The 20,734-nt window shown below is 28.3% G+C and carries 17 protein-coding genes and 1 pseudogene; 17 read left to right on the top strand and 1 reads right to left on the bottom strand.

Features of this window, described 5'->3' with window-relative positions:
• The 17 genes and pseudogenes from RYM86_RS04225 to gatB all read left to right on the top strand — a co-directional run bounded on the left by RYM86_RS04225 (position 1) and on the right by gatB (position 20,314).
• A complete protein-coding gene (locus RYM86_RS04225) occupies positions 1 to 417 on the top strand; it encodes a transcriptional regulator GutM (RefSeq protein WP_315078062.1) in 417 nt (138 codons plus the stop codon).
• Between the two features lie 31 nt (positions 418 to 448).
• Entirely contained in the window at positions 449 to 1,009 is a 561-nt protein-coding gene (locus RYM86_RS04230; RefSeq protein ID WP_315078063.1) for a PTS glucitol/sorbitol transporter subunit IIC, read from the top strand.
• Positions 1,010 to 1,092: 83 nt separating this feature from the next.
• A pseudogene (locus RYM86_RS04235) lies at positions 1,093 to 2,082 on the top strand (PTS glucitol/sorbitol transporter subunit IIB).
• A 46-nt stretch (positions 2,083 to 2,128) separates the two neighbouring features.
• Positions 2,129 to 2,494: a PTS glucitol/sorbitol transporter subunit IIA gene (locus tag RYM86_RS04240; RefSeq protein WP_315078066.1), complete on the top strand. Its 366-nt coding sequence runs from the start codon at positions 2,129 to 2,131 to the stop codon at positions 2,492 to 2,494.
• A gap of 273 nt (positions 2,495 to 2,767) precedes the next feature.
• The gene (locus RYM86_RS04245) at positions 2,768 to 3,589 is read left to right on the top strand and encodes an SDR family oxidoreductase (protein WP_315078068.1); all 822 of its coding nucleotides are present in this window, start codon (positions 2,768 to 2,770) and stop codon (positions 3,587 to 3,589) included.
• 150 nt (positions 3,590 to 3,739) lie between these two features.
• Entirely contained in the window at positions 3,740 to 4,408 is a 669-nt protein-coding gene (gene fsa, locus RYM86_RS04250) for a fructose-6-phosphate aldolase (RefSeq protein ID WP_315078070.1), read from the top strand.
• 189 nt (positions 4,409 to 4,597) lie between these two features.
• Entirely contained in the window at positions 4,598 to 5,947 is a 1,350-nt protein-coding gene (locus RYM86_RS04255; RefSeq protein ID WP_315078072.1) for a glucose-6-phosphate isomerase, read from the top strand.
• A gap of 3 nt (positions 5,948 to 5,950) precedes the next feature.
• Positions 5,951 to 6,397, top strand: coding sequence for a YaiI/YqxD family protein (locus tag RYM86_RS04260; protein WP_315078076.1), 447 nt, complete (start codon positions 5,951 to 5,953; stop codon positions 6,395 to 6,397).
• A gap of 149 nt (positions 6,398 to 6,546) precedes the next feature.
• Positions 6,547 to 8,574, top strand: a complete 2,028-nt coding sequence (locus tag RYM86_RS04265; protein WP_315078111.1) for a triple tyrosine motif-containing protein — start codon at positions 6,547 to 6,549, stop codon at positions 8,572 to 8,574.
• A gap of 360 nt (positions 8,575 to 8,934) precedes the next feature.
• Positions 8,935 to 9,675: a lytic transglycosylase domain-containing protein gene (locus tag RYM86_RS04270; protein WP_315078079.1), complete on the top strand. Its 741-nt coding sequence runs from the start codon at positions 8,935 to 8,937 to the stop codon at positions 9,673 to 9,675.
• 364 nt (positions 9,676 to 10,039) lie between these two features.
• Positions 10,040 to 10,756: a pseudouridine synthase gene (locus tag RYM86_RS04275; protein ID WP_315078080.1), complete on the top strand. Its 717-nt coding sequence runs from the start codon at positions 10,040 to 10,042 to the stop codon at positions 10,754 to 10,756.
• A gap of 543 nt (positions 10,757 to 11,299) precedes the next feature.
• Positions 11,300 to 14,632, top strand: a complete 3,333-nt coding sequence (locus RYM86_RS04280) for a UvrD-helicase domain-containing protein (RefSeq protein ID WP_315078082.1) — start codon at positions 11,300 to 11,302, stop codon at positions 14,630 to 14,632.
• Positions 14,633 to 14,719: 87 nt separating this feature from the next.
• Entirely contained in the window at positions 14,720 to 16,723 is a 2,004-nt protein-coding gene (gene ligA / locus RYM86_RS04285; protein ID WP_315078083.1) for an NAD-dependent DNA ligase LigA, read from the top strand.
• Positions 16,723 to 16,995, top strand: coding sequence for a hypothetical protein (locus RYM86_RS04290; protein WP_315078086.1), 273 nt, complete (start codon positions 16,723 to 16,725; stop codon positions 16,993 to 16,995). Before ligA ends, RYM86_RS04290 begins: the two co-directional genes overlap by 1 nt.
• 98 nt (positions 16,996 to 17,093) lie before the next feature.
• A complete protein-coding gene (gene gatC, locus RYM86_RS04295) occupies positions 17,094 to 17,387 on the top strand; it encodes an Asp-tRNA(Asn)/Glu-tRNA(Gln) amidotransferase subunit GatC (protein WP_003371286.1) in 294 nt (97 codons plus the stop codon).
• An 18-nt stretch (positions 17,388 to 17,405) separates the two neighbouring features.
• Positions 17,406 to 18,863 carry an Asp-tRNA(Asn)/Glu-tRNA(Gln) amidotransferase subunit GatA gene (gene gatA / locus RYM86_RS04300; RefSeq protein WP_315078091.1) on the top strand — a complete coding sequence of 486 codons (1,458 nt, stop codon included), beginning with the start codon at positions 17,406 to 17,408 and terminating at the stop codon, positions 18,861 to 18,863.
• 20 nt (positions 18,864 to 18,883) lie between these two features.
• Positions 18,884 to 20,314 (top strand): Asp-tRNA(Asn)/Glu-tRNA(Gln) amidotransferase subunit GatB, encoded by a 1,431-nt coding sequence (gene gatB / locus RYM86_RS04305; RefSeq protein WP_315078093.1) that lies wholly within the window; start codon positions 18,884 to 18,886, stop codon positions 20,312 to 20,314.
• 61 nt (positions 20,315 to 20,375) lie between these two features.
• On the opposite strand, the gene RYM86_RS04310 is transcribed toward gatB, so the two are convergent.
• Positions 20,376 to 20,675: a hypothetical protein gene (locus tag RYM86_RS04310; protein WP_315078094.1), complete on the bottom strand. Its 300-nt coding sequence runs from the start codon at positions 20,673 to 20,675 to the stop codon at positions 20,376 to 20,378.
• Between the last annotated feature and the right edge of the window lie 59 nt (positions 20,676 to 20,734).

Raw genomic sequence — 20,734 nt, forward strand, 5'->3', positions numbered from 1 at the left:
ATGAATTCAGTTGTATTTTTAATAATTATAGGAATTACTGTTTGGGTACTTAATTTTATCTTTGGATTAATGCAAATTAAGGATTTTAATAAAAATTATATAGAACTAAGAAGATTAGGAAAAGTAGCAATAGGAAGAAAAAAAGGAATGATTAACTCAGGCACTATAGTTCTTATAAGAATTCAAGATGATGGATTAATTTTAGAATCTAGAAAAATGCAAGGCGTAACGGTAGTAGCAAGAGTTAAACAATTTAAAGGTCTTGAAAATATGTACATAGATAGTATTGAAGAAAACGATTTAAAAGAATTTAACAAACCACTTAAAAGAGCAATCTTAGATGCTGTTAAAAACTACAAAAAGTTTAGACATGAGGAGGGAAGTAAAAAAGAAGCAGACTTAGAAGTGGTTGTTTAAAAATTGTAATATATAATGAGGAGGTTTTCTTATGACACAAATGTTAGAATTATTAGCTAGAGGTGCAGATTCATTTATGAATCTATTTAGAGCAGGTGGTAATCAATTTATGGACTTTGTAACAGGCATAATACCACTACTAATAGCATTACTAGTTACAATGAATGCAATTATAAAATTTATTGGGGATGAGAAAGTAGAAAAATTAGCTATGAAGTGTGCAAAAAACCCAATAACTAGATATTTACTATTACCAGTTATAGGAACATTCGTATTTGCGAATCCGATGACATTATCATTAGGTAAATTTATGCCAGAAAAGTATAAACCAAGTTATTATGCAGCAGCAAGTTTCTCTTGCCACACAATGAATGGACTATTCCCACATATAAATCCAGGTGAATTATTTGTATTCTTAGGAATAGCAGCAGGAATTACTACATTAGGTTTTTCAACTACAGATTTAGCAATTAGATACTTATTCGTAGGTATAATAACAAACTTCTTTAGAGGTTGGATAACAGATTTCACAACTTCATATGTAGAAAAACAACAAGGTGTTAAATTAAACACAGAAGTAAAATTAGGATAATTAGATAGAAATAAAAATTACTTAAATAAGAATTATTAGAACATAAAGTTAAATAAGATAAATAAAAGATTAAGGAGTTGGCAATTATGGGATACAAAAAAGTTAAGATAAACAAAGGATCAGGCGGATGGGGTGGCCCATTATTAATAGAACCTACAGAAAAAAGAAACAAGGTAGTATATATTACTGGAGGAGCTCAACCAGAAACAGCAGTTACAATAGCAGAATTAACAGGATGTGAATTAATCGATGGATTTACAACAGGAGTTAAAGATGATGAAATTGCTTGTGTAATAATAAATTGTGGTGGAACATTAAGATGTGGAATCTATCCTCAAAAGAAGATACCAACAGTTAATATTATGAAAACAGGTAGAAGTGGACCTTTAGCGATGTTTATAAAAGAAGATATTTATGTTTCAGCAGTAAAACCAGTAAATGTAGAAGTAATAGAATAGGTTTATTTTCTAAGATATAAAGAATACGATTTAAAGGAGGAAGACTTAATGAGTTACGATACTAGTAAAAAAATTAGTCAACAAACAGGAGGACTTGTTGGAAAGATTGGTATAGCGATAGGAAACTTTAGTAGTACATTATTCCAAGCAGGAAGAGATACTATTGATACAGTAATTCACACAATATTACCATTTATGGCTTTCGTTGCAGTAATGATAGGTATTATAAACGAATCAGGAGTAGGAAGCTTTATTGCAAACTTACTTACACCATTAATAGGAAATGTAGGTGGGTTAGTTGTATTAGCACTTATATGCTCATTCCCATTACTTTCACCATTTTTAGGACCAGGTGCAGTTATAGCACAAATAGTTGGTGTTTTAATAGGTACTGAAATTGGTAAGGGAACTATACCACCGCACTTAGCATTACCAGCATTATTTGCTATCAATGCACAAGCAGCAGCAGACTTTATACCAGTAGGATTAGGATTAGCTGAAGCAGAACCAGACACTGTACAAGTCGGTGTTCCATCTGTTCTATACTCAAGATTCTTAACAGGAGCTCCAACAGTTGTAGTAGCTTGGCTTGTAAGTTTTGGATTATACAGCTAAATTGTATTAACTAAAGAATCTAATTGTTAGAGAAGGGAACAATTTTATGAAGACGATTTATAGCACTAAAATAGAGAAAATTGGTGAAAATGCTGAAGAATTTTTTACAGCAAATATGTTTATAACTTTTAAGGACAATGCTCCTCAAGAATTAGTTGATTATTGCTTTATTCATAATGAAAATAACTTGCTAGAAGAGATAATGCCAGAAGACATACTTTCTATAGATGATGTTACTTATGAGATAAAAGCAGTAGGAGAATTAGTAAATAAAAATTTAAAAGAATTAGGACATATAACATATAATTTTCTAGGAGAAGAAGAAGCAAAAATAGGTGGAACTTTATATCTAGAAAAAAAAGAAATTGCACCAATTGCCGTTGGTACAATCTTAAAAATAATAAGAAATTAATTTTAAATAGTTAAAAAATAATATTTAAGAAAATTATAAGTCAATTTGTACAATAAGTCAATTTGATGAAGAGATTAAAGTATTTTCAAACTTATATATAAATAATTAAATAATTTATAGGATTAATTGTTCTTTGAATTTTAAATAGGTTTGATTATGAGTGTACTTATATCGGAAATAAGTAAAGATAATCAAACCTGTTTTGTTTATTAGATTTAGAGGAACAATCTTCATATAAGTTAATGAGTTAATTTAATAATGGAGGGATAAAAAATGACAAAGTCATGGTTAAATTTAGAAGAAAAAACAGTAATAGTTACAGGTGGAGCATCAGGAATAGGTAAAGCAGTAGCACAAGAATTTTTAAATAATGGTTCAAATGTGGTTGTATGTGATATGAATCCTAATGCACCAGAATTAGATATGAATGAAAAAAGCGGAAAAATGTTATATGTAAATACAGATGTAACAAGTTATGATAGCGTTAAAGAAATGGTTTCAAAAACTAAAGAAACATTTGGGAAAATAGATATATTAGTAAATAACGCAGGTATAAATATACCTAGATTATTAGTAGATCCAAAAGAAGAAAATAGTAAATATGAATTAGATGAAGCTGTTTTTGACAAAATAGTTAATGTTAATATTAAAGGTGTATTTTTCTGTGCACAAGCAGTTGCTAGAGAAATGGTTAAAGCAGGATCTGGAGTTATAGTGAATATGTCTTCTGAAAGTGGATTAGAAGGATCAGAAGGTCAAAGTATTTATGCAGCAACTAAAAATGCAGTAAATTCATTTACAAGATCTTGGTCTAAAGAATTAGGAAAGCAAGGCGTTAGAGTTGTAGGTGTAGCACCAGGAATATTAGAAGCTACAGGATTAAGAACTATAGAATATGAAACAGCATTATCATATACTAGAGGAATTACAGTTGAAGATTTAAGAGCTGGATATAGCAAAACATCAACTACTCCACTTGGAAGATCAGGAAAATTATCAGAAGTTGCTGACTTAGTTTGTTACTTAGGATCAGAAAGAGGAAGTTACATCCATGGAGTAACTTACAATGTAGCTGGTGGAAAAACTAGAGGTTAATTTTATTTAGTAAAAAATGTATTTTAAATCAATTAGTACTTTCTCATAAATTTCAAATAAATATAAACATTAAAAGTTCCTAACATTATCAGGGACTTTTAATGCTATAAAAATAAATTTCAATAATATTAATAGGGGTGTGAGGAAAAAATGATATATATATTAGATACTGCAAATTTACAAGAAATAAAAAGGGCTTATGAATTTTATCCTATGGAAGGTGTTACAACAAATCCATCTATAATAAGCAAAGAAAAAGAAGATTTTATAAAAATATTAAAAAATATTAGAGAAATAATAGGCAATGACAGTATGTTACATGCACAAATATTATCATTAAAAGCTGAAGCAATGATTGAAGAAGCTAAGTATATAGCAGAGCAAGTTGGTGGTAACATATATATTAAAATACCTGTTACTCCAGATGGTATAAAGGCTATAAAAATATTAAGTAAAGAAGGATATAAAATAACAGCTACTGCAATATTTACAGCACAACAAGCTTTAATAGCAGCAAAAGCAGGTGCGAAATTTGTTGCACCATATGTTAATAGAATTGATAATATTAGCGGAAATGGAGTAGAGGTTGTTGGAGAAATTATTGAATTATTAGAATTTAACAATTTAAATACTAAAGTTTTAGCAGCATCTTTTAAAAATGTTCAACAAGTTAATGAAGTTGCCTTAAGAGGATGTCAATCTGTAACAGTAGGAAGTGACATAATGGATAAGCTTATAGAGCACCCATTAACAGAATTAAGTGTAAAACAATTCATTAATGATTGGGAAAATGCATATAATAGGGTTACAGTATTATAATAAAGTAAAAGAGTAAAGTTATTTTTAATTATAAAGTAGATAGATTTATATAATCTGTCTACTTTAATAATTAAGAATTATTGTTTTTAGTATGAAATTCCAAAGTTTGAATAATATCATAAATGTTTAAGAAAAGTGTGATATAATTGAAAAGTGAAATTTACGTAATTAATATATGGAGGTATGGTTGTGAAAAAAGGATTAACATTAGATTTAAGTAAAACACAAGCATTTGTAAAAGACTATGAACTAGATTACATGGAAGGAATGGTAAAAGATTCACATGATAGACTTCATAGTAAAACAGGTCAAGGAAATGACTTTTTAGGTTGGATAGATCTTCCAGTAGATTATGATAAAGAAGAATTTGCTAGAATTAAGAAATCAGCAGAAAAAATACAATCTGATTCAGATGTATTAATAGTTATAGGAATAGGTGGATCTTACCTTGGAGCTAGAGCTGCAATAGAAATGTTAACAAGTAATTTCCATAATGTTTTAGATGACAATAAGAGAAAAGTACCAAAAATATTTTATGCAGGTAATAACATAAGTTCAACTTATATGGCAGAATTATTAGAAGCTATAGAAGGAAAAGATGTTAGTGTAAATGTAATTTCAAAATCAGGTACTACTACAGAACCAGCTATTGCATTTAGAATATTTAAATCATATTTAGAAAAGAAATATGGTGTAGAAGAAGCAAGAAAGAGAATATATGCAACAACAGACAAAGCTAGAGGTGCATTAAAAAGCTTAGCTGATGCAGAAGGATATGAAACATTTGTAATTCCTGATGATGTTGGTGGAAGATTTACAGTTTTAACACCAGTAGGATTATTACCAATAGCTGTAGCTGGAATAGATATAGATGAAATGATGCAAGGTGCAGCAGATGCAAGAGAAGCATATTCAAATCCTTCACTTAAGGAAAATGATTGCTATAAGTATGCTGTTACAAGAAATGCTTTATATAATAAAGGTAAAGAAATAGAAGTATTAGTTAACTATGAACCATGTATTCATTATTTTAATGAATGGTGGAAGCAATTATATGGAGAATCTGAAGGAAAAGATAAAAAAGGATTATTCCCAGCAGCAGTTGATTTTAGTACTGATCTTCACTCTATGGGACAATATATTCAAGATGGTAGAAGAAATCTTTTTGAAACAGTTATTAATGTTGAAAAAGCTAGAAAAGAAATTACTATAGAATTTAGCGAAGGTGACTTAGATGGATTAAACTTCTTAACTGGAAAAACTATGGATTTTGTAAATAATAAAGCATTCCAAGGAACTTTATTAGCGCATAATGATGGTGAAGTACCTAACATGGTATTAAATGTACCAGAACTTTCACCTTACTATTTTGGTCACATGGTATATTTCTTTGAAAAAGCTTGTGGATTAAGTGGATATCTTTTAGGAATAAATCCATTCGATCAACCAGGAGTTGAAGCATACAAGAAAAATATGTTTGCTCTTCTTGGAAAACCAGGATATGAAGATATGAAAGATGAATTAGAGAAGAGACTTTAATTTATGAAAATTATAATTGATGGAGATGCCTGCCCAGGTATCTCCATTATTGAAAAAGTGGCTAAAGATAGAAATATACCAGTAATAATCTATTGTGATATAAATCATTTTATACAAAGCAATTACTCAGAAGTTAAAATTGTGGATAGTGGTTTTCAAAGTGTTGATATGTTTGTGATTAATGAAACTAAAGCCAATGATATAGTTGTATCTCAAGATTATGGGGTAGCAGCTATATGTTTACCTAAAAAAGCAAGAGTGATAAATCCAAAAGGTTTTATTTATGATGAAAACAATATAGATCGATTATTAGAAGAAAGACATTTATCGCAAAAAATTAGGCGAGGTGGAGGTAAAACTTCCAACCCTAAAAAAAGAACTAATGAGGATAATTTAAGATTAGAAAAAAACTTAATAAGACTAATTGAATTAGTTAATAAAAATATATAGAGGAGAATACCTCTATTTTTTTTTCAGTATATGAGAAGAATTATATAAATATGATATAATTTAAATAAAATTAGCTGAAGTTATTTACAAAAAATGGAATAATCGTATAATATAATTAAGGAGTAATATAGAGAGGGGTTTTGAGAAGGATGCAAGAGCTTCAGTTAAAGAATATAGAACTCATATTTAATAAAGAAAAACCGCAAACAAGAGGAACGGAAATAAATATAAAAAGTCAGGTTAATAATCCTAAGGATGATATAGAATATAAATTTATTATTGGTTTAAATGGTATATGGACAACTATACAAGATTATTCAGAAAAAGATAATTGCTGTTGGAAGCCAGTTTATGAAGGGGAATATACGGTTATGGTTCAAGCAAGGAATAAGGAAGGAAGAAAATCATTCGATTATTTAGCTAAAGAAGATTATTTAATTAGCAATAAAGATTTAGTAAGTCTTATAGATGAGGTGAAAATTGATAAAACTAGTTTAAATGTTGGAGAAAAGTGTTCTATAGAGGTAAAGGCAGTTGAAGAAGAGTTACTTTACAGATTTTATGTAAAGGGTGAACAAGGCTGGGAACTTATTATAGATTATACAACTGATAATACATTATTATATACTGCAAATAATGCAGGTAAAAAAGAATTTTTAATAGAATGTAAAAGAGTTAATTCTGATGATAATTTTGATGATTATACTACTGTTAAAATAAATGTAGATGATATTGAAGATGTAGAGATAACTAATTTTATATGTCATAATACAGAATTTATAGTTGGACAAGAGCTTAAATTTACATTAGAAACTAAGAATGAAAACAACAGAACAATTTTATATAAATTTTATAAGATTTCTAAGGATGGAAAAGCAACTTGTGTACAAGATTATTCTACAAAAAATTATGTTGCTTTCAAAGAATATACTCAAGGTAGCTATAGACTTTTAGCATGCGCAAAAGATATATTTTCGAATAAGGAATATGATGATAGAGCAGTTCTTTTATATAATATAAAGCCATATAAAGATGTATTAATTAAAGGATTTTCAGCAGATTTAAGTTCACCTCAAACTATAGAAACTGATATAAAATTTAAAGCAGAGGTAGAAGGAGGCCTAAATCTTCTATATAGATACAAAGTAAAAGGTTCATATGAAGAAGATACTGGATTCATAAGAAATTCTGAATATATATGGAAACCGAGAGAATCAGGAAGATATGGAATATCGGTTTTTGTTAAAGATGTATCATCTCAATGTGAATATGAAGCTTGTGAAGAAATTGAATTTGAAATAGAGAAAAAGGGTAATAAGCCAGTAAAAATAGTTGATGTTGTTATAGACAAAGAAAAAAGTGTTTTGATTAAACAACCTGTTAATATAATGGTTAATGCAGAAGGCGGAACTAGATTAAATTATTCATTTATAGTATATAGAAATAAAATAAAGGTAGAAAAAATAGAAAATAGTAATCGAAATTGGGTTAATTTTACTCCAGAAGAAAAAGGCGATTATGAGATAGAGATTATTGTTAAAGATAGATATTCTGATAAAGAATTTGATGCTCATACTTTTGTTTATTTAAAAGCAAATGAATATATACCTGGAGAAATCGATTATATAATGTTACCTTTAAAGAATAATTATGTAGTTGGAGATACAATAGAATTTGAATCAATAATTCAAAATACAAAAAGTGTTTTAGTTAAATATGTAACTAAAATTAATGGACATTTAGTTGAAGAAACTGAGTTTATTAAAAATAAAAAATTAAGATTTATTCCTAAAACTTCAGGAAAATATACAATAGAAGTGTATGCTAAGAATATAAAGTGTACGGATGAATATGATTCTAAAAAAGAAGTTAGTTTATATATAAATGAAGCATCACCTATTATAAATACAGAAATAATTATAAATAAAAAGAAAGTTAGAATTAATCATGAACTAACATTTGAAGTAAAGAGTACAGGTGGAAAAGATGTTTGTTATGAATTTTATTTAATGGAACATGGCAATTGGAATAAAGTTCAATCATATAGTAAGAAAAATTATTATAGCTTTATGCCATTTATTAAAGGAAAATATAAAATTTTAGTATTATCTAAAAGCTATTACAAGAATATTAACTATGAGGATTATGCGGAAATATCTTTTAAGGTATTAGATTAAGATTTATAAACTTATTACGAAAATAAATATAGTAGATTAATTTAAGTTTGTGATTTTAATAAAAGACTCTGTTTAAACAAATCATTGATATATGAATAAGCAAAGTGGACTGAGTAATTGAACTTCGGAATGCTAAAATGAATATAGTCCCATTTTAGCTTGTTCCCAATATAAAATTGAGACAAGCAATAAATGTGAATATTAAAAGGAAACTCGACTTCGCTGAGTAAGTTCAAAAAGCAAAATGTAAAATTTTGATTTTCACTTAACAATTCTCAAAGTCCAATTACAATGCCACTTTACCTATTGCATATATCAACAATTATTTAAAATAGAGTATAATAAAATTGGAGGGCAGTTATGAGTATAGACAATTTAAATTCATTTTCAAATGAATTAATGGCATTAACAGCAATTAATAATAGTGATAATAGTAGTGATGATAAAAATAATAATGGAACAAATGGACTGGAATTTGCTTTAGTTATGCAGGCATTAACAGATAAATCTAATGAATCAACGAATGGATCAAATAAAGATTCAAATGCATTAGAAGCAATGAAATCATTGGAAAATACTAATACAACGCCTGGGCAAAGATTAGATTATATGAAAATGGTTTTAAATGAGAATTTAACTTCTAAATTAAATGGTTCTAGTACTACATCAACTGTGAATTTAGACATTGATGACGAGAGTAAGCAAAGAATATATAGAGCAGTAGAAGAAGCATCAAGAAAATATGGTGTAGATTCTAATTTGATTTTAGGAATAATAAAGCAGGAATCAGATTTTAATCCTAAAGTAGTTTCAAGTGCAGGTGCTATGGGACTTATGCAGCTTATGCCTGAAAATTGTGAAGAAGATGGAGTAAGTGATCCTTTTAATATAGAACAAAACATTAATGGTGGAGTTAAGCAGTTAAAAGGATATATTGATAGATATGATGGAAATGTAGAAATGGCTCTTATGGCATATAATGCAGGTCCAGGAACAATGCAAAAAAGGGGCGTTACCTCTGTTGAACATTTATATAAAATGCCTAAAGAAACTCAAAATTATATTCCAAAAGTAATGGGATATTATAGAAGTGGAATTTAGCATGAATCAAAGAAAAATGAAGTTGTTTAATAATGACTTCATTTTTTTACGTATAAGAGATTATGGAAAAATATAAGTTTGAAGAGCTGATAAAACTTATATTTATGAGTAAATATTAATTGAGAATTGATAGTGGAAAATTGAGAGTGAAGGAAAAAATTCCAATATTGAATTTAAAAATATATTATTTTAGAAATTCTGTAAGACTTTCAACTCTCATCTCTCCACTCTCCACTAAAAAGGCGGCGTAGACACTTTCTCATATAAATATAATTTTTTATTTATATGAATATTTATTTTGACATATGTGATAAGATACTATTGTGTAGAAAGACATATAGAATTATAGAGTGGAGTGAAGCAAATGGAGAGATTGGATAAAATAATTTCTAATTTAGGATACGGAAGTAGAAAAGAAGCTAAAGTGTTAGCAAAAAAAGGATTAATTGAAGTAGATGGAAAGATAATTAAAGATAGTAGTGTAAACATAGATCCTGAAAAATCTATAGTTAAGATAAATGGAGAAGAAATATTTTATCGTAAATACATATATTTAATGATGAATAAACCAACAGGAGTAATATCAGCAACTCATGATTCAAAAGATGAAACTGTTATTGATTTGTTAGAATTAGATCATCAAATTTTTGATCCATTTCCAGTAGGAAGATTAGATAAGGATACTGTAGGCCTACTATTATTAACTAATGATGGAGATTTTAATCATAGAATGATATCACCTAAATGGCATGTTGATAAAGTTTATTATGCTAAGATAGATAAAGAAGTAACTGAAAAAGATCAAGAGGCATTTAAAAAAGGTGTAGTATTAGATGATGGATATAAATGTTTAGAAGCGAAATTAGATATTATATCAGCATCACCAGAAGGATCAGAAGTTAGAATTACTATACAAGAAGGAAAATATCATCAAGTAAAAAGAATGTTTGAAGCACGTGATAAAAAGGTTATATATCTGAAAAGAGAAGAATTTGGTGGTTTAATTCTTGATGAAAATTTAGAAGAAGGCGAATATAGGGAATTATCAGATGAAGAATTGGCTGTTTTAAATAAAAATTAACGAACGTTATAAGAATTTGCAATAAAATAATTCATTTTAGATGCATAAGTAAATATTTTTCGTAAAATTACTTGCATTTTAATATAGAATGGCCTATAATAATTTTGCAAGGATAAATAAAAGGAATTATATAGCCCCCTTTTTATTTATTGCTTATTGCTTATTGCTAAAGCGCAACCTAGCCCCAAGGGTTGCGTTTTTTTTGTTTTCACAAATGAAAATGTTTTCTTAGAGATAAAATTGATTTGATATATAAAAAAACATAAAAATAGTACATTATTTATAGATATAAATAAGCAAATTGAATAGAAAAAAGCAAATGAAGGAATTAAATCATATTTATTTTTATATGATTTAATTCCTTCATTTTTAGTTGTTTTTATATTTTAAAATAGGAGATAATAAAAGGGTATATAATTTTTAAGGTAATAATTATATATAATAGATGTATATAAAGATTAAATTAACATATAAAGAGAAATATTATTAATACTTTCACTATGTTATAATATTTAGAGATTACGAAAGGAGCAGATTAACTAAATGGAGTTAAAATCATTGCTTAATAAAGAACAATATGAAGGTGCAATTACCATAGATGGACAATTGTTAATATTAGCTGGAGCTGGATCAGGAAAGACAAGAGTATTAACATATAGAATGGCACATATGATAGAAGACATGGGCATAGCACCATATAATATATTAGCTATTACATTTACTAATAAAGCAGCAAAGGAAATGAAGGATAGAGTTATATCACTAATTGGTAGTAAAGCTGAAAATATGTGGATATCTACTTTCCATTCAACTTGCGTAAGAATTTTAAGAAGAGAAATAGATAAGATTGGTTACAATAGTAACTTTACAATATATGATACATCTGATCAAAAAGTATTAATAAAAGAATGTATGAAGCTTTTAAATATTAATGATAAAGATATATCTGATCAAGAGATATTAAGTAAAATTGGAAAAGCAAAAGATACTATGCAAACTGCTCAAAGTTTTATGAGACAAAATGAATCTAATTTTAGAGAAAATAAAATTGCAGAAGCATATGAAATGTATCAAAGAAGACTAAAAGAAAATAACGCATTGGATTTTGATGATTTAATATTTAAAGCTGTTGAATTATTTAAATCTAATCCAGAAGTATTAGAATTTTACCAAAATAAATTCAAATATATAATGGTAGATGAATATCAAGATACTAATGGAGCTCAATATGAATTAATTAAATTATTAGCATCAAAATATAAGAATATATGCGTTGTCGGGGATGATGATCAATGTTTAGTTGAAGGTACTTTAATATCTACTGAAGATAAAGAAGTTGCAATAGAAAAATTAACTTGTAATGATAAAGTTAAGGTTGCATGTGGTAATGGAGAAACAGGCTTATTATCTATAAATGACATAAGTAAAAAGAAGTATTGTGGAGAAATAATAAAAATTACTACAAAAAGTAATAAAGTAATAAAATCTACACCTAATCATATTTCATTTGGAAAAGTATTATTAGAGAAAGATAAATATTATGTTTATTTAATATATAAAAGTGGATTTGGATATAGAATAGGTCAAACATCATCTATAAGATCTAGAGATGAAAGAAAAGCTAGCGGTTTAGCTGTTAGATTAAATGGAGAACAGGCTGATAAGATATGGATTATAAAAGTTTGTAATTCAAAGGGTGATGCAACTTATTATGAACAATATTATTCTGTAAAATATGGAATACCTACTATTGTATTTAATTCAAGAGGAAAAAATATAACAGTATCACAAGAACAAATAGAGAAGATGTTTAATGAAATTGATACATTAAGTGCAGCTGAAAGATTAATGGAAGAAGAACATTTATATAAAGAATATCCTCATCATTTAAGCAACGCAGTAATAAGAGGCGATTCAATAAGGAAAACAATTAATATTACTTTTTTTGGAGGAAAAAAATCAGTACAAAGAGGTTTATATTCTCATAGAATTGGGCTTAATTCATCTGGAGAAGAAACAAAAAATAAATTCATAGAAGCTGGATTTAATGTTAGAAATGGTGAACGAAACACGTATAGAGTTGAAACTGAAAGAGCTTTATATGATGATGCAGAAGAATTTGCTAAGAATTTAGGTAAAGTTGAAGAGGATTTTGATATATTAAAAAAAGCTAATTTAACAGAAAATAAAAGTTTTCTATTTATGCCAATTGGAAGCTTCAGAGAAGGAATGGCAATTGCAATAGAAAAGGATGGATTAATAACGGAAGACATTATAGTATCTGTTGAAAGAGAGATGTATGATGGATTTGTATATGATTTAAATGTAGATAATGCTAGAAATTATATAGCAAATGATATTGTAGTTCATAATTGTATTTATCAATGGAGAGGCGCAGATATTCAAAATATATTGGATTTTGAAAAAGATTATCCTAATGCTAAAGTGATTAAATTAGAACAAAATTATAGATCTAAGAGCAATATATTAAATGCTGCTAATGTAGTTATTGTAAATAATGCAAATAGAAAAAGTAAAGTACTTAGAACAGAACAAGAAGCTGGAGAAAAAATAAAAATATATAGAGCTTTTTCAGATAATGATGAAGGAGATTTTGTTAGCAAGCAAATTACAGAGATTAAGTCTAAAGAAGATAAAGAATACAAAGATTTTGCTATACTATACAGAACTAATGCTCAGTCACGTATTTTTGAAGAAAGTTTAAGAAGAAGAGGAATTCCATATAAGATAGTAGGTGGAACAAGATTTTACGATAGAAAAGAAATAAAGGATATTTTAGCTTATCTTAAGGCTATAGTTAATCCAAGAGATGATGTTAGTTTAAAGAGAATAGTAAATGTGCCTAAGAGAAGTATAGGTGATGCTACAGTATCAAAAATTCAAGAATTTGCGAATAACTTCGAATTAGATATGTGGGATGCTTTAATGGAAGTTAGAACAATACCAACATTAACACCTAGAAATGCTAATAATATAGAAGTATTTACAAATTTAATGGAAGAATTCATGTCACTTAGTGAAAGTGCACCTATATCTGTATTAATTGAGGCAATACTTAAAGATACAGGATACTTAAAACAGTTAGAAGCGTCTAAGGAAATAGAAGATAAAAGTAGAATTGAAAACTTAAAAGAACTAGTTTCCGATGCTGTTGACTTTGAAAAAAATAATGAAGATAAATCCTTAGCAGCATATTTAGAGAAAGTATCGTTAGTTCAAGATACAGATAAAATTGAAGAACAAGAAGATACAATAGTATTGATGACAGTCCATAGTGCAAAGGGACTTGAGTTTCCAGTTGTATTTATGGTTGGAATGGAAAATGGTATTTTCCCGGGAAATATGTCGTTTGAAAAAGAATCTGAGATGGAAGAGTCAAGAAGATTATGCTATGTAGGAATAACAAGGGCAAAAGAAACATTATTTATGACATCAGCTGAAGTTAGAAGAGTATTTGGTAGAACTGTTGCATACTCTCAATCTGATTTTATAAATGAAATAAAACCTGATCTTAAGGAATATGTAAGTGGAAATAGAATAGGCTCAGGAAATGGATCTAATTCTAATGTTAAGACTCAAAAAAATGATTCATATAATAATCCACATAGTTTAAGAAGTACAATAAGAAAAGAATTTTCTAAGCCGACTAATACTGTTATTAATGATAATAATAATTCTGAATATTTAAATGCTAATGAAATTACTTTAGGTAGAAAAGTGCAACATGAAAAGTTTGGAGTAGGTACAATAGTTAGTGTTCAGGGCTCAGGAGATGATAAAAAGTTAACTATTGCATTTGACAAACAAGGAGTTAAAAATTTAATGTTATCATTTGCTAAGTTAAAAGCAATATAAAATAAAGGTCGACTTTTATAGATTTACTTTTAATTATAAGATAAATAAATTAATTTATAAATTTTCTTGGTTTAGGAGATGGAGATAATGGTGGATAAAATAGAAAGAATAAAAGAGCTTGTTGAAATATTAAATAAGTACTCATATGATTATTATGTTCTTGATAATCCATCTGTGAGTGATAAGGATTATGATAAAGAATATGATGAACTTAAATTATTAGAAAAGGAAACGGGGCTTGTGCTTCCATATTCACCTACATTAAGAATAGGTGATGTTGTTTTAGACGGATTCAATAAATACACACACAAGGGTAAGCTTTGGAGTTTAGATAAAGCTCAAAGTTTAGAGGAAATAAAAGATTGGCATAATAGAAATGTAAAATTTGTTAATGAGATGAGAGCTCAAGGTGAAGATTTACCGGATTTAAAATATATAGCTACTAAAAAGTTTGATGGATTAACAGTTAACTTAACTTATAATAAGGAAGGCATGCTTGAAGTTAGTGCAACAAGAGGTAATGGAGAAATAGGAGAGAATGTAACTGCGCAAGTAAAAACTATTAAATCTATACCTCTAAAACTTCAAGAAAATCATGACTTATTTGAGGTGCATGGTGAAGCGATTATGACACAAGAGGCTTTTGAAAAATACAATTCTAGTGCAGATACTCCGTTAAAGAACTTAAGAAATGGTGCAGCTGGAGCGTTAAGAAATCTTAATGTAAAAGAGACTGCTAGAAGAGACCTATCAGCATTTTTCTATGATGTTGGATATAAAGAAGGACATAAATTTAAAACTTATTTAGAAATGATGGATTTCATCAAAGAAAAAGGATTGCCTGTTGATGATTATTTAAAAGTATGTACATCTATTGATGATATAAAGAAGGAAATAGAGTATATAGAAAAAATAAGATTCGATTTAAATTATGATATTGATGGTTTAGTAGTAGCTATAGATGATATTAGAACAAGGGAATTATTGGGATACACAGTTAAATTCCCTAAATGGGCAATAGCTTATAAGTTTGAAGCACAAGAGGCTACAACAAAACTTTTGGATGTTGAATGGAATGTTGGAAGAAGTGGAAGAATAGGGCCAACAGCAATATTAGAGCCAGTAGAATTAGCAGGGGTAACTGTTAAAAGGGCAACCCTTAACAATATGGATGATATAAAAAGAAAAGGTGTAAGAATTGGCGTTGATGTATTTGTTAGAAGATCTAACGATGTTATACCAGAAATAATGGGAACGTTAGAGAATACATTAGAGAATTCTGAGGAAATAGTTCCACCAGTTGAATGTCCAGCATGTGGTAGTCACGTAGTTTTAAATGGAGCACATTATTTTTGTGAAAATACACTTTCTTGTAAGCCACAATTAGTTAAAACTATAGTTCATTATGCTTCAAGAGATGCTATGAATATAGCAGGATTCTCAGAAAAAACAGCAGAACAATTATTTGAAAAGTTAAATATTAAGTCTATATCAGATTTATATAAATTAGAAAAAGAAGACTTAATAAACTTAGACAAGTTTGGAGATAAGAAAGCTGAAAACTTATTAAATGCAATTGAATCCAGCAAAGAGTGTAAATTATATTCATTTATATATGCTTTAGGTATTCCTAATGTAGGCGTAAAAACAGCTAAGGATATTGTAAAGAAATTTAAATCAATTGATGGATTGAAAAATGCTACATTTGAAGAGTTAGTATCAGTTCAGGATGTTGGTGATATAGTTGCTCAGGATATAATTGAATTCTTTAAAGAAGAAAAAGTAATAAATACTATTGATGAATTATTAAATTTAGGAGTAAATCCTATATTTGATGAAGTTAAAATAGTAGAAAGTATTTTTAAAGATAAAACTATAGTTGCTACTGGTGCATTACAAAATTATTCTAGAACTGAGATAAAAATTAAGCTAGAAAAATTGGGCGCTAAAGTTTCAGGTAGTGTAAGTAAAAAGACTGATTATGTAATAGCTGGTGAATCAGCAGGATCAAAATTAACGAAAGCAGAAGAACTTGGAGTTAAGGTTATTTCAGAAGAGGAATTTGAAAAAATGTTAGGAAGTGAAAGCTAATGAAAACACTAGTAAATTGGTTGACTTTAATATGTGGATTTATAACTAGCATTTTAATAGTATGTACCTTTTTGACTAGTTATCAATTTTATTATGTTAATCAGGTTTTCAATTCATATTTACCAGTTCAATTGGGAATATTTATAACTATGCTTGTTCTTACAATCAGGTTTATGATTAATGAAACTGGTAGAAAAAGAATAATATACTCTATGTTTAGTTTTACAATATCTATTTCTCTAATATTTTTTATAGTTAATTTAGTAAAATAGAAGATTTTATGATAAAATTTAATGTATTAAATAAGATACTTATAAAATATAAGGCATTTTAATTTTAAAATGTCTTTAGTTTGAAAGGGAGGTTAACTATGTCTGTTACTAAAAAAGACGTTGAATATGTTGCAGAACTTGCAAGATTAAGTTTTAATGAAGATGAAAAAGAAAGCTTAGCATCTGATTTAAATCAAATTTTAAATTATGTTGAAAAGCTTCAAGAATTGGATACTGAAAAGGAAGATATAATAGTAAACCCTTATTATATTGAAAACAAATTTAGAGAAGATGAAATTACCCCTTCAATTAAATTAGAAGAGGTTTTAGAAAACGCGCCTAAAACATTAGAAGAGTATGTTTTAGTTCCAACAATTATAAGAGAACAATAGAAGATTGGAGGGTGAAATATGGATTTTACAAATTATAAAGCTCATGAATTAAAGAATTTAATTTCTAAAAAAGAAGCTTCAGTAGAAGAAGTTACTAAAGCTCATTTAGAAAAAGTAAAGAATATAGATGAAAAAGTAAATGCATTTTTATATATTGCAGAAGAAGAAGCATTAAATGATGCTAAATTATTAGATGAGAAGTTAAGAAAAGGTGAAGATATTGGATTACTAGGGGGAGCACCTTTAGGAATTAAAGATAATATAAGTGTTAAGAATATGCAAAACACTTGCGCATCTAAGATATTAGAAGGATATATATCGCCATACGATGCTACAGTTTCTGAAAGTGTAAAGTCACAAGGTGGAGTTATATTAGGTAAATTAAATATGGATGAATTTGCAATGGGTTCATCAACTGAAAATTCTGCTTATAAAATAACTAGAAATCCATGGGATTTAGATAGAGTACCAGGTGGATCATCAGGTGGTTCTGCTGCTGCTGTTGCTGCAAAAGAGGTTCCATTAGCATTAGGAACTGATACTGGTGGATCAGTAAGACAACCAGCATCTTTCTGTGGAATAGTTGGATTAAAACCTACATATGGAAGAGTTTCAAGAAGTGGAGTTGTAGCTTATGGTTCTACTTTAGATCAAGTTGGTACATTAGGAAGAGATGTTAAAGACTGTGCTTTATTAACTCAAGTAATATCAGGAGTTGATCACAGGGATTTTACTACAGCTAATATAAATGTACCTAATTACGAAGACTCTTTATCAGAAAATATTAAAGGCAAGAAAATAGCATTACCAAAGGAATTTTTCAAAGATGGATTAGATCCTAAGGTTCAAAAGGCTATGTATGATGCATTAGAAGTATTTAAAGCTAATGGTGCAGAAATTACAGAAGTATCACTTCCATTAGCAGACTATGCTATATCAGCTTATTATTTATTAGCATGTGCAGAAGCATCATCAAATTTAGCTAGATTTGATGGAGTAAGATATGGTCATAGAAGTGAAAGCGTTGAAGATGCAGTTGATATGTATTTTAAATCAAGAAGTGAAGCCTTTGGAAAAGAAGTTAAAAAGAGAATAATGCTAGGTACTTATGCATTATCAGCAGGATATTATGATGCATATTATAAGAAAGCATTAAAAGTTAGAAATCTTATAAAAGGTGAGTTTGAAAATATATTCAAAGATTTTGATGCTATAATATCACCAACAGCACCAACTCCAGCTTATAAAATTGGAGAAAAAACAGAAAATGCATTAGAAATGTATTTAGGAGATATTTATACTGTTCCTGTAAATATAGCAGGTATTCCAGCAATATCACTTCCATGCGGAGTTGCTGATGGTCTTCCAGTAGGACTTCAAATAATGGGTAATTATTTTAAAGAAGACACATTATTTAATCTTGCATATAGCTATGAACAATCAACTAAATGGCATGAAATGCATCCAAATCTATAGGGGTAAGGAGTGAAGAAACAATGGAATTTGAATCAGTCATAGGATTAGAAGTTCATGCTGAACTTTTAACTAATACTAAAATATACTGTGGTTGTACAACAGAATTCGGAGGAAAACCTAATACTCATGTTTGTCCTGTATGCTTAGGTCTTCCGGGATCATTACCACAATTAAATAAAAGAGTTTTAGAGCTAGGAATAAAAGCAGGATTAGCTTTAAATTGTGAAATAACTAAAGTTGGAAGAATGGATAGAAAGAATTACTTCTACCCAGATTGTCCTAAGAATTATCAAATAACACAAGATGAATTACCAATATGTAGAAATGGATATATTGATATTGAACTTGAAAGTGGAGAAGTTAAGAGAATCGGAATTGAAAGAATTCATATAGAAGAAGATGCAGGTAAGTTATTACATACTAAAAGAGGTACATTAGTTGATTTTAATAGAGCAGGTGTGCCATTAATAGAAGTAGTATCTAAACCTGATATTAGAACTCCAGAAGAAGCTACACTATATCTTACAAAGCTTAGAAGCATATTAAGTTCTGCTGAAATATCAGATTGTAAGATGGAAGAAGGTTCTTTAAGATGTGATGGAAATATTTCTATTAGAGAAAAGGGAACAGAACCATTTGGTATAAGATCAGAAATTAAGAATATGAATTCATTTAAAGCATTAGAAAAGGCATTAAATTACGAATTTGACAGACAAGTTGAGGCTGTAACTAATGGAGAAGCTTTAAGTGTTGAAACTAGAAGATGGGATGAAACAAACAATAAAACTATAGTTATGAGAAGTAAGGAACAAGCAAATGATTATAGATATTTCCCAGAAGGAGATCTAGTTACTTTAAATGTTTCTGATGAATGGATTGAAGAAATAAGAGAGACAATTCCAGAACTTCCATATCAAAAGGCGGACAGATTTGTAAAAGAATATGATCTACCTAAATATGATGCTCATGTATTAACACTTACAGATGCAATGGCAGATTACTTTGATGAATGTGCTAAGTTATCAGGGGATCCTAAAGCAGCATCAAATTGGATCATGGGAGATATCTCAAGACTTATGAAAGAAGAAAGTACTTGGGTAGAAGACTTAAAATTCTCTCCTAAAGATTTAGCAGAATTAATAGAAATAATAAAGGATGGAATTATATCAAGTGCTATAGGTAAAAAAGTACTTGAGGATATGTTTGCAGCGGGGAAATCACCAAAGACTATAATTGATGAAAAAGGCTTAAAACAAAATAATGATGAAGATGCTATTCGTCAATTAGTTAATAAAGTTCTTGATGAAAATCCACAAGTTATTGAACAATACAAGAGTGGAAGAACTAGAATACTTGGATTTGCTGTTGGTCAAGTAATGAAAGAAACTAAAGGTCAAGCAAACCCGGGAATTGTTAATAAATTAGTTACTGAAGAAGTAGAGAAAAGATAGAAAAAACTATCAGAAGTAAAAAACCTACTATGAAATTAAAAAGTTTCATAGTAGGTTTTTCTTATTCTAATTCTTCAGATTTATCAAAATTAGATATATCATCACAATCACTATCTTCAGTAGATTCATTTAAATCAAAATCATCTGTTGAGTAATTTGGATTATCTTTTAGTGCTTCATTAAAATACATTTTATTAGATAATGCATTAAGCTTTTGACATATCTTTTCTAATATATAGTTTTGATATCTTAATTGTTTATGTGATTTTATTGCTACTATAAATAACCATATTCCTATAAACAAAAAGACCAACATAAATAGTATTGCAACTATTAGAAATGTAGCCGTTAAAAATTTCATTTTAAAAACCTCCAATAAAATATGGTAATATTATACCATAAGAGAATATTTATTTTAAA

The sequence above is a fragment of the uncultured Clostridium sp. genome, from assembly GCF_963527835.1.
Taxonomy (GTDB): Bacteria; Bacillota; Clostridia; order Clostridiales; family Clostridiaceae; genus Clostridium.

What these genes read in the sequence shown, in the direction of transcription:
- RYM86_RS04225 (WP_315078062.1), top strand. Translation starts at nt 1, where the DNA reads ATGAATTCAGTTGTATTTTTAATAATTATAGGAATTACTGTTTGGGTA.
- gatA (WP_315078091.1), top strand. Translation starts at nt 17,406, where the DNA reads ATGGATTTTACAAATTATAAAGCTCATGAATTAAAGAATTTAATTTCT.
- RYM86_RS04240 (WP_315078066.1), top strand. Translation starts at nt 2,129, where the DNA reads ATGAAGACGATTTATAGCACTAAAATAGAGAAAATTGGTGAAAATGCT.
- fsa (WP_315078070.1), top strand. Translation starts at nt 3,740, where the DNA reads ATGATATATATATTAGATACTGCAAATTTACAAGAAATAAAAAGGGCT.
- RYM86_RS04265 (WP_315078111.1), top strand. Translation starts at nt 6,547, where the DNA reads ATGCAAGAGCTTCAGTTAAAGAATATAGAACTCATATTTAATAAAGAA.
- RYM86_RS04260 (WP_315078076.1), top strand. Translation starts at nt 5,951, where the DNA reads ATGAAAATTATAATTGATGGAGATGCCTGCCCAGGTATCTCCATTATT.
- RYM86_RS04230 (WP_315078063.1), top strand. Translation starts at nt 449, where the DNA reads ATGACACAAATGTTAGAATTATTAGCTAGAGGTGCAGATTCATTTATG.
- RYM86_RS04310 (WP_315078094.1), bottom strand. Translation starts at nt 20,675, where the DNA reads ATGAAATTTTTAACGGCTACATTTCTAATAGTTGCAATACTATTTATG.
- gatB (WP_315078093.1), top strand. Translation starts at nt 18,884, where the DNA reads ATGGAATTTGAATCAGTCATAGGATTAGAAGTTCATGCTGAACTTTTA.
- RYM86_RS04275 (WP_315078080.1), top strand. Translation starts at nt 10,040, where the DNA reads ATGGAGAGATTGGATAAAATAATTTCTAATTTAGGATACGGAAGTAGA.
- gatC (WP_003371286.1), top strand. Translation starts at nt 17,094, where the DNA reads ATGTCTGTTACTAAAAAAGACGTTGAATATGTTGCAGAACTTGCAAGA.
- ligA (WP_315078083.1), top strand. Translation starts at nt 14,720, where the DNA reads ATGGTGGATAAAATAGAAAGAATAAAAGAGCTTGTTGAAATATTAAAT.
- RYM86_RS04245 (WP_315078068.1), top strand. Translation starts at nt 2,768, where the DNA reads ATGACAAAGTCATGGTTAAATTTAGAAGAAAAAACAGTAATAGTTACA.
- RYM86_RS04290 (WP_315078086.1), top strand. Translation starts at nt 16,723, where the DNA reads ATGAAAACACTAGTAAATTGGTTGACTTTAATATGTGGATTTATAACT.
- RYM86_RS04280 (WP_315078082.1), top strand. Translation starts at nt 11,300, where the DNA reads ATGGAGTTAAAATCATTGCTTAATAAAGAACAATATGAAGGTGCAATT.
- RYM86_RS04270 (WP_315078079.1), top strand. Translation starts at nt 8,935, where the DNA reads ATGAGTATAGACAATTTAAATTCATTTTCAAATGAATTAATGGCATTA.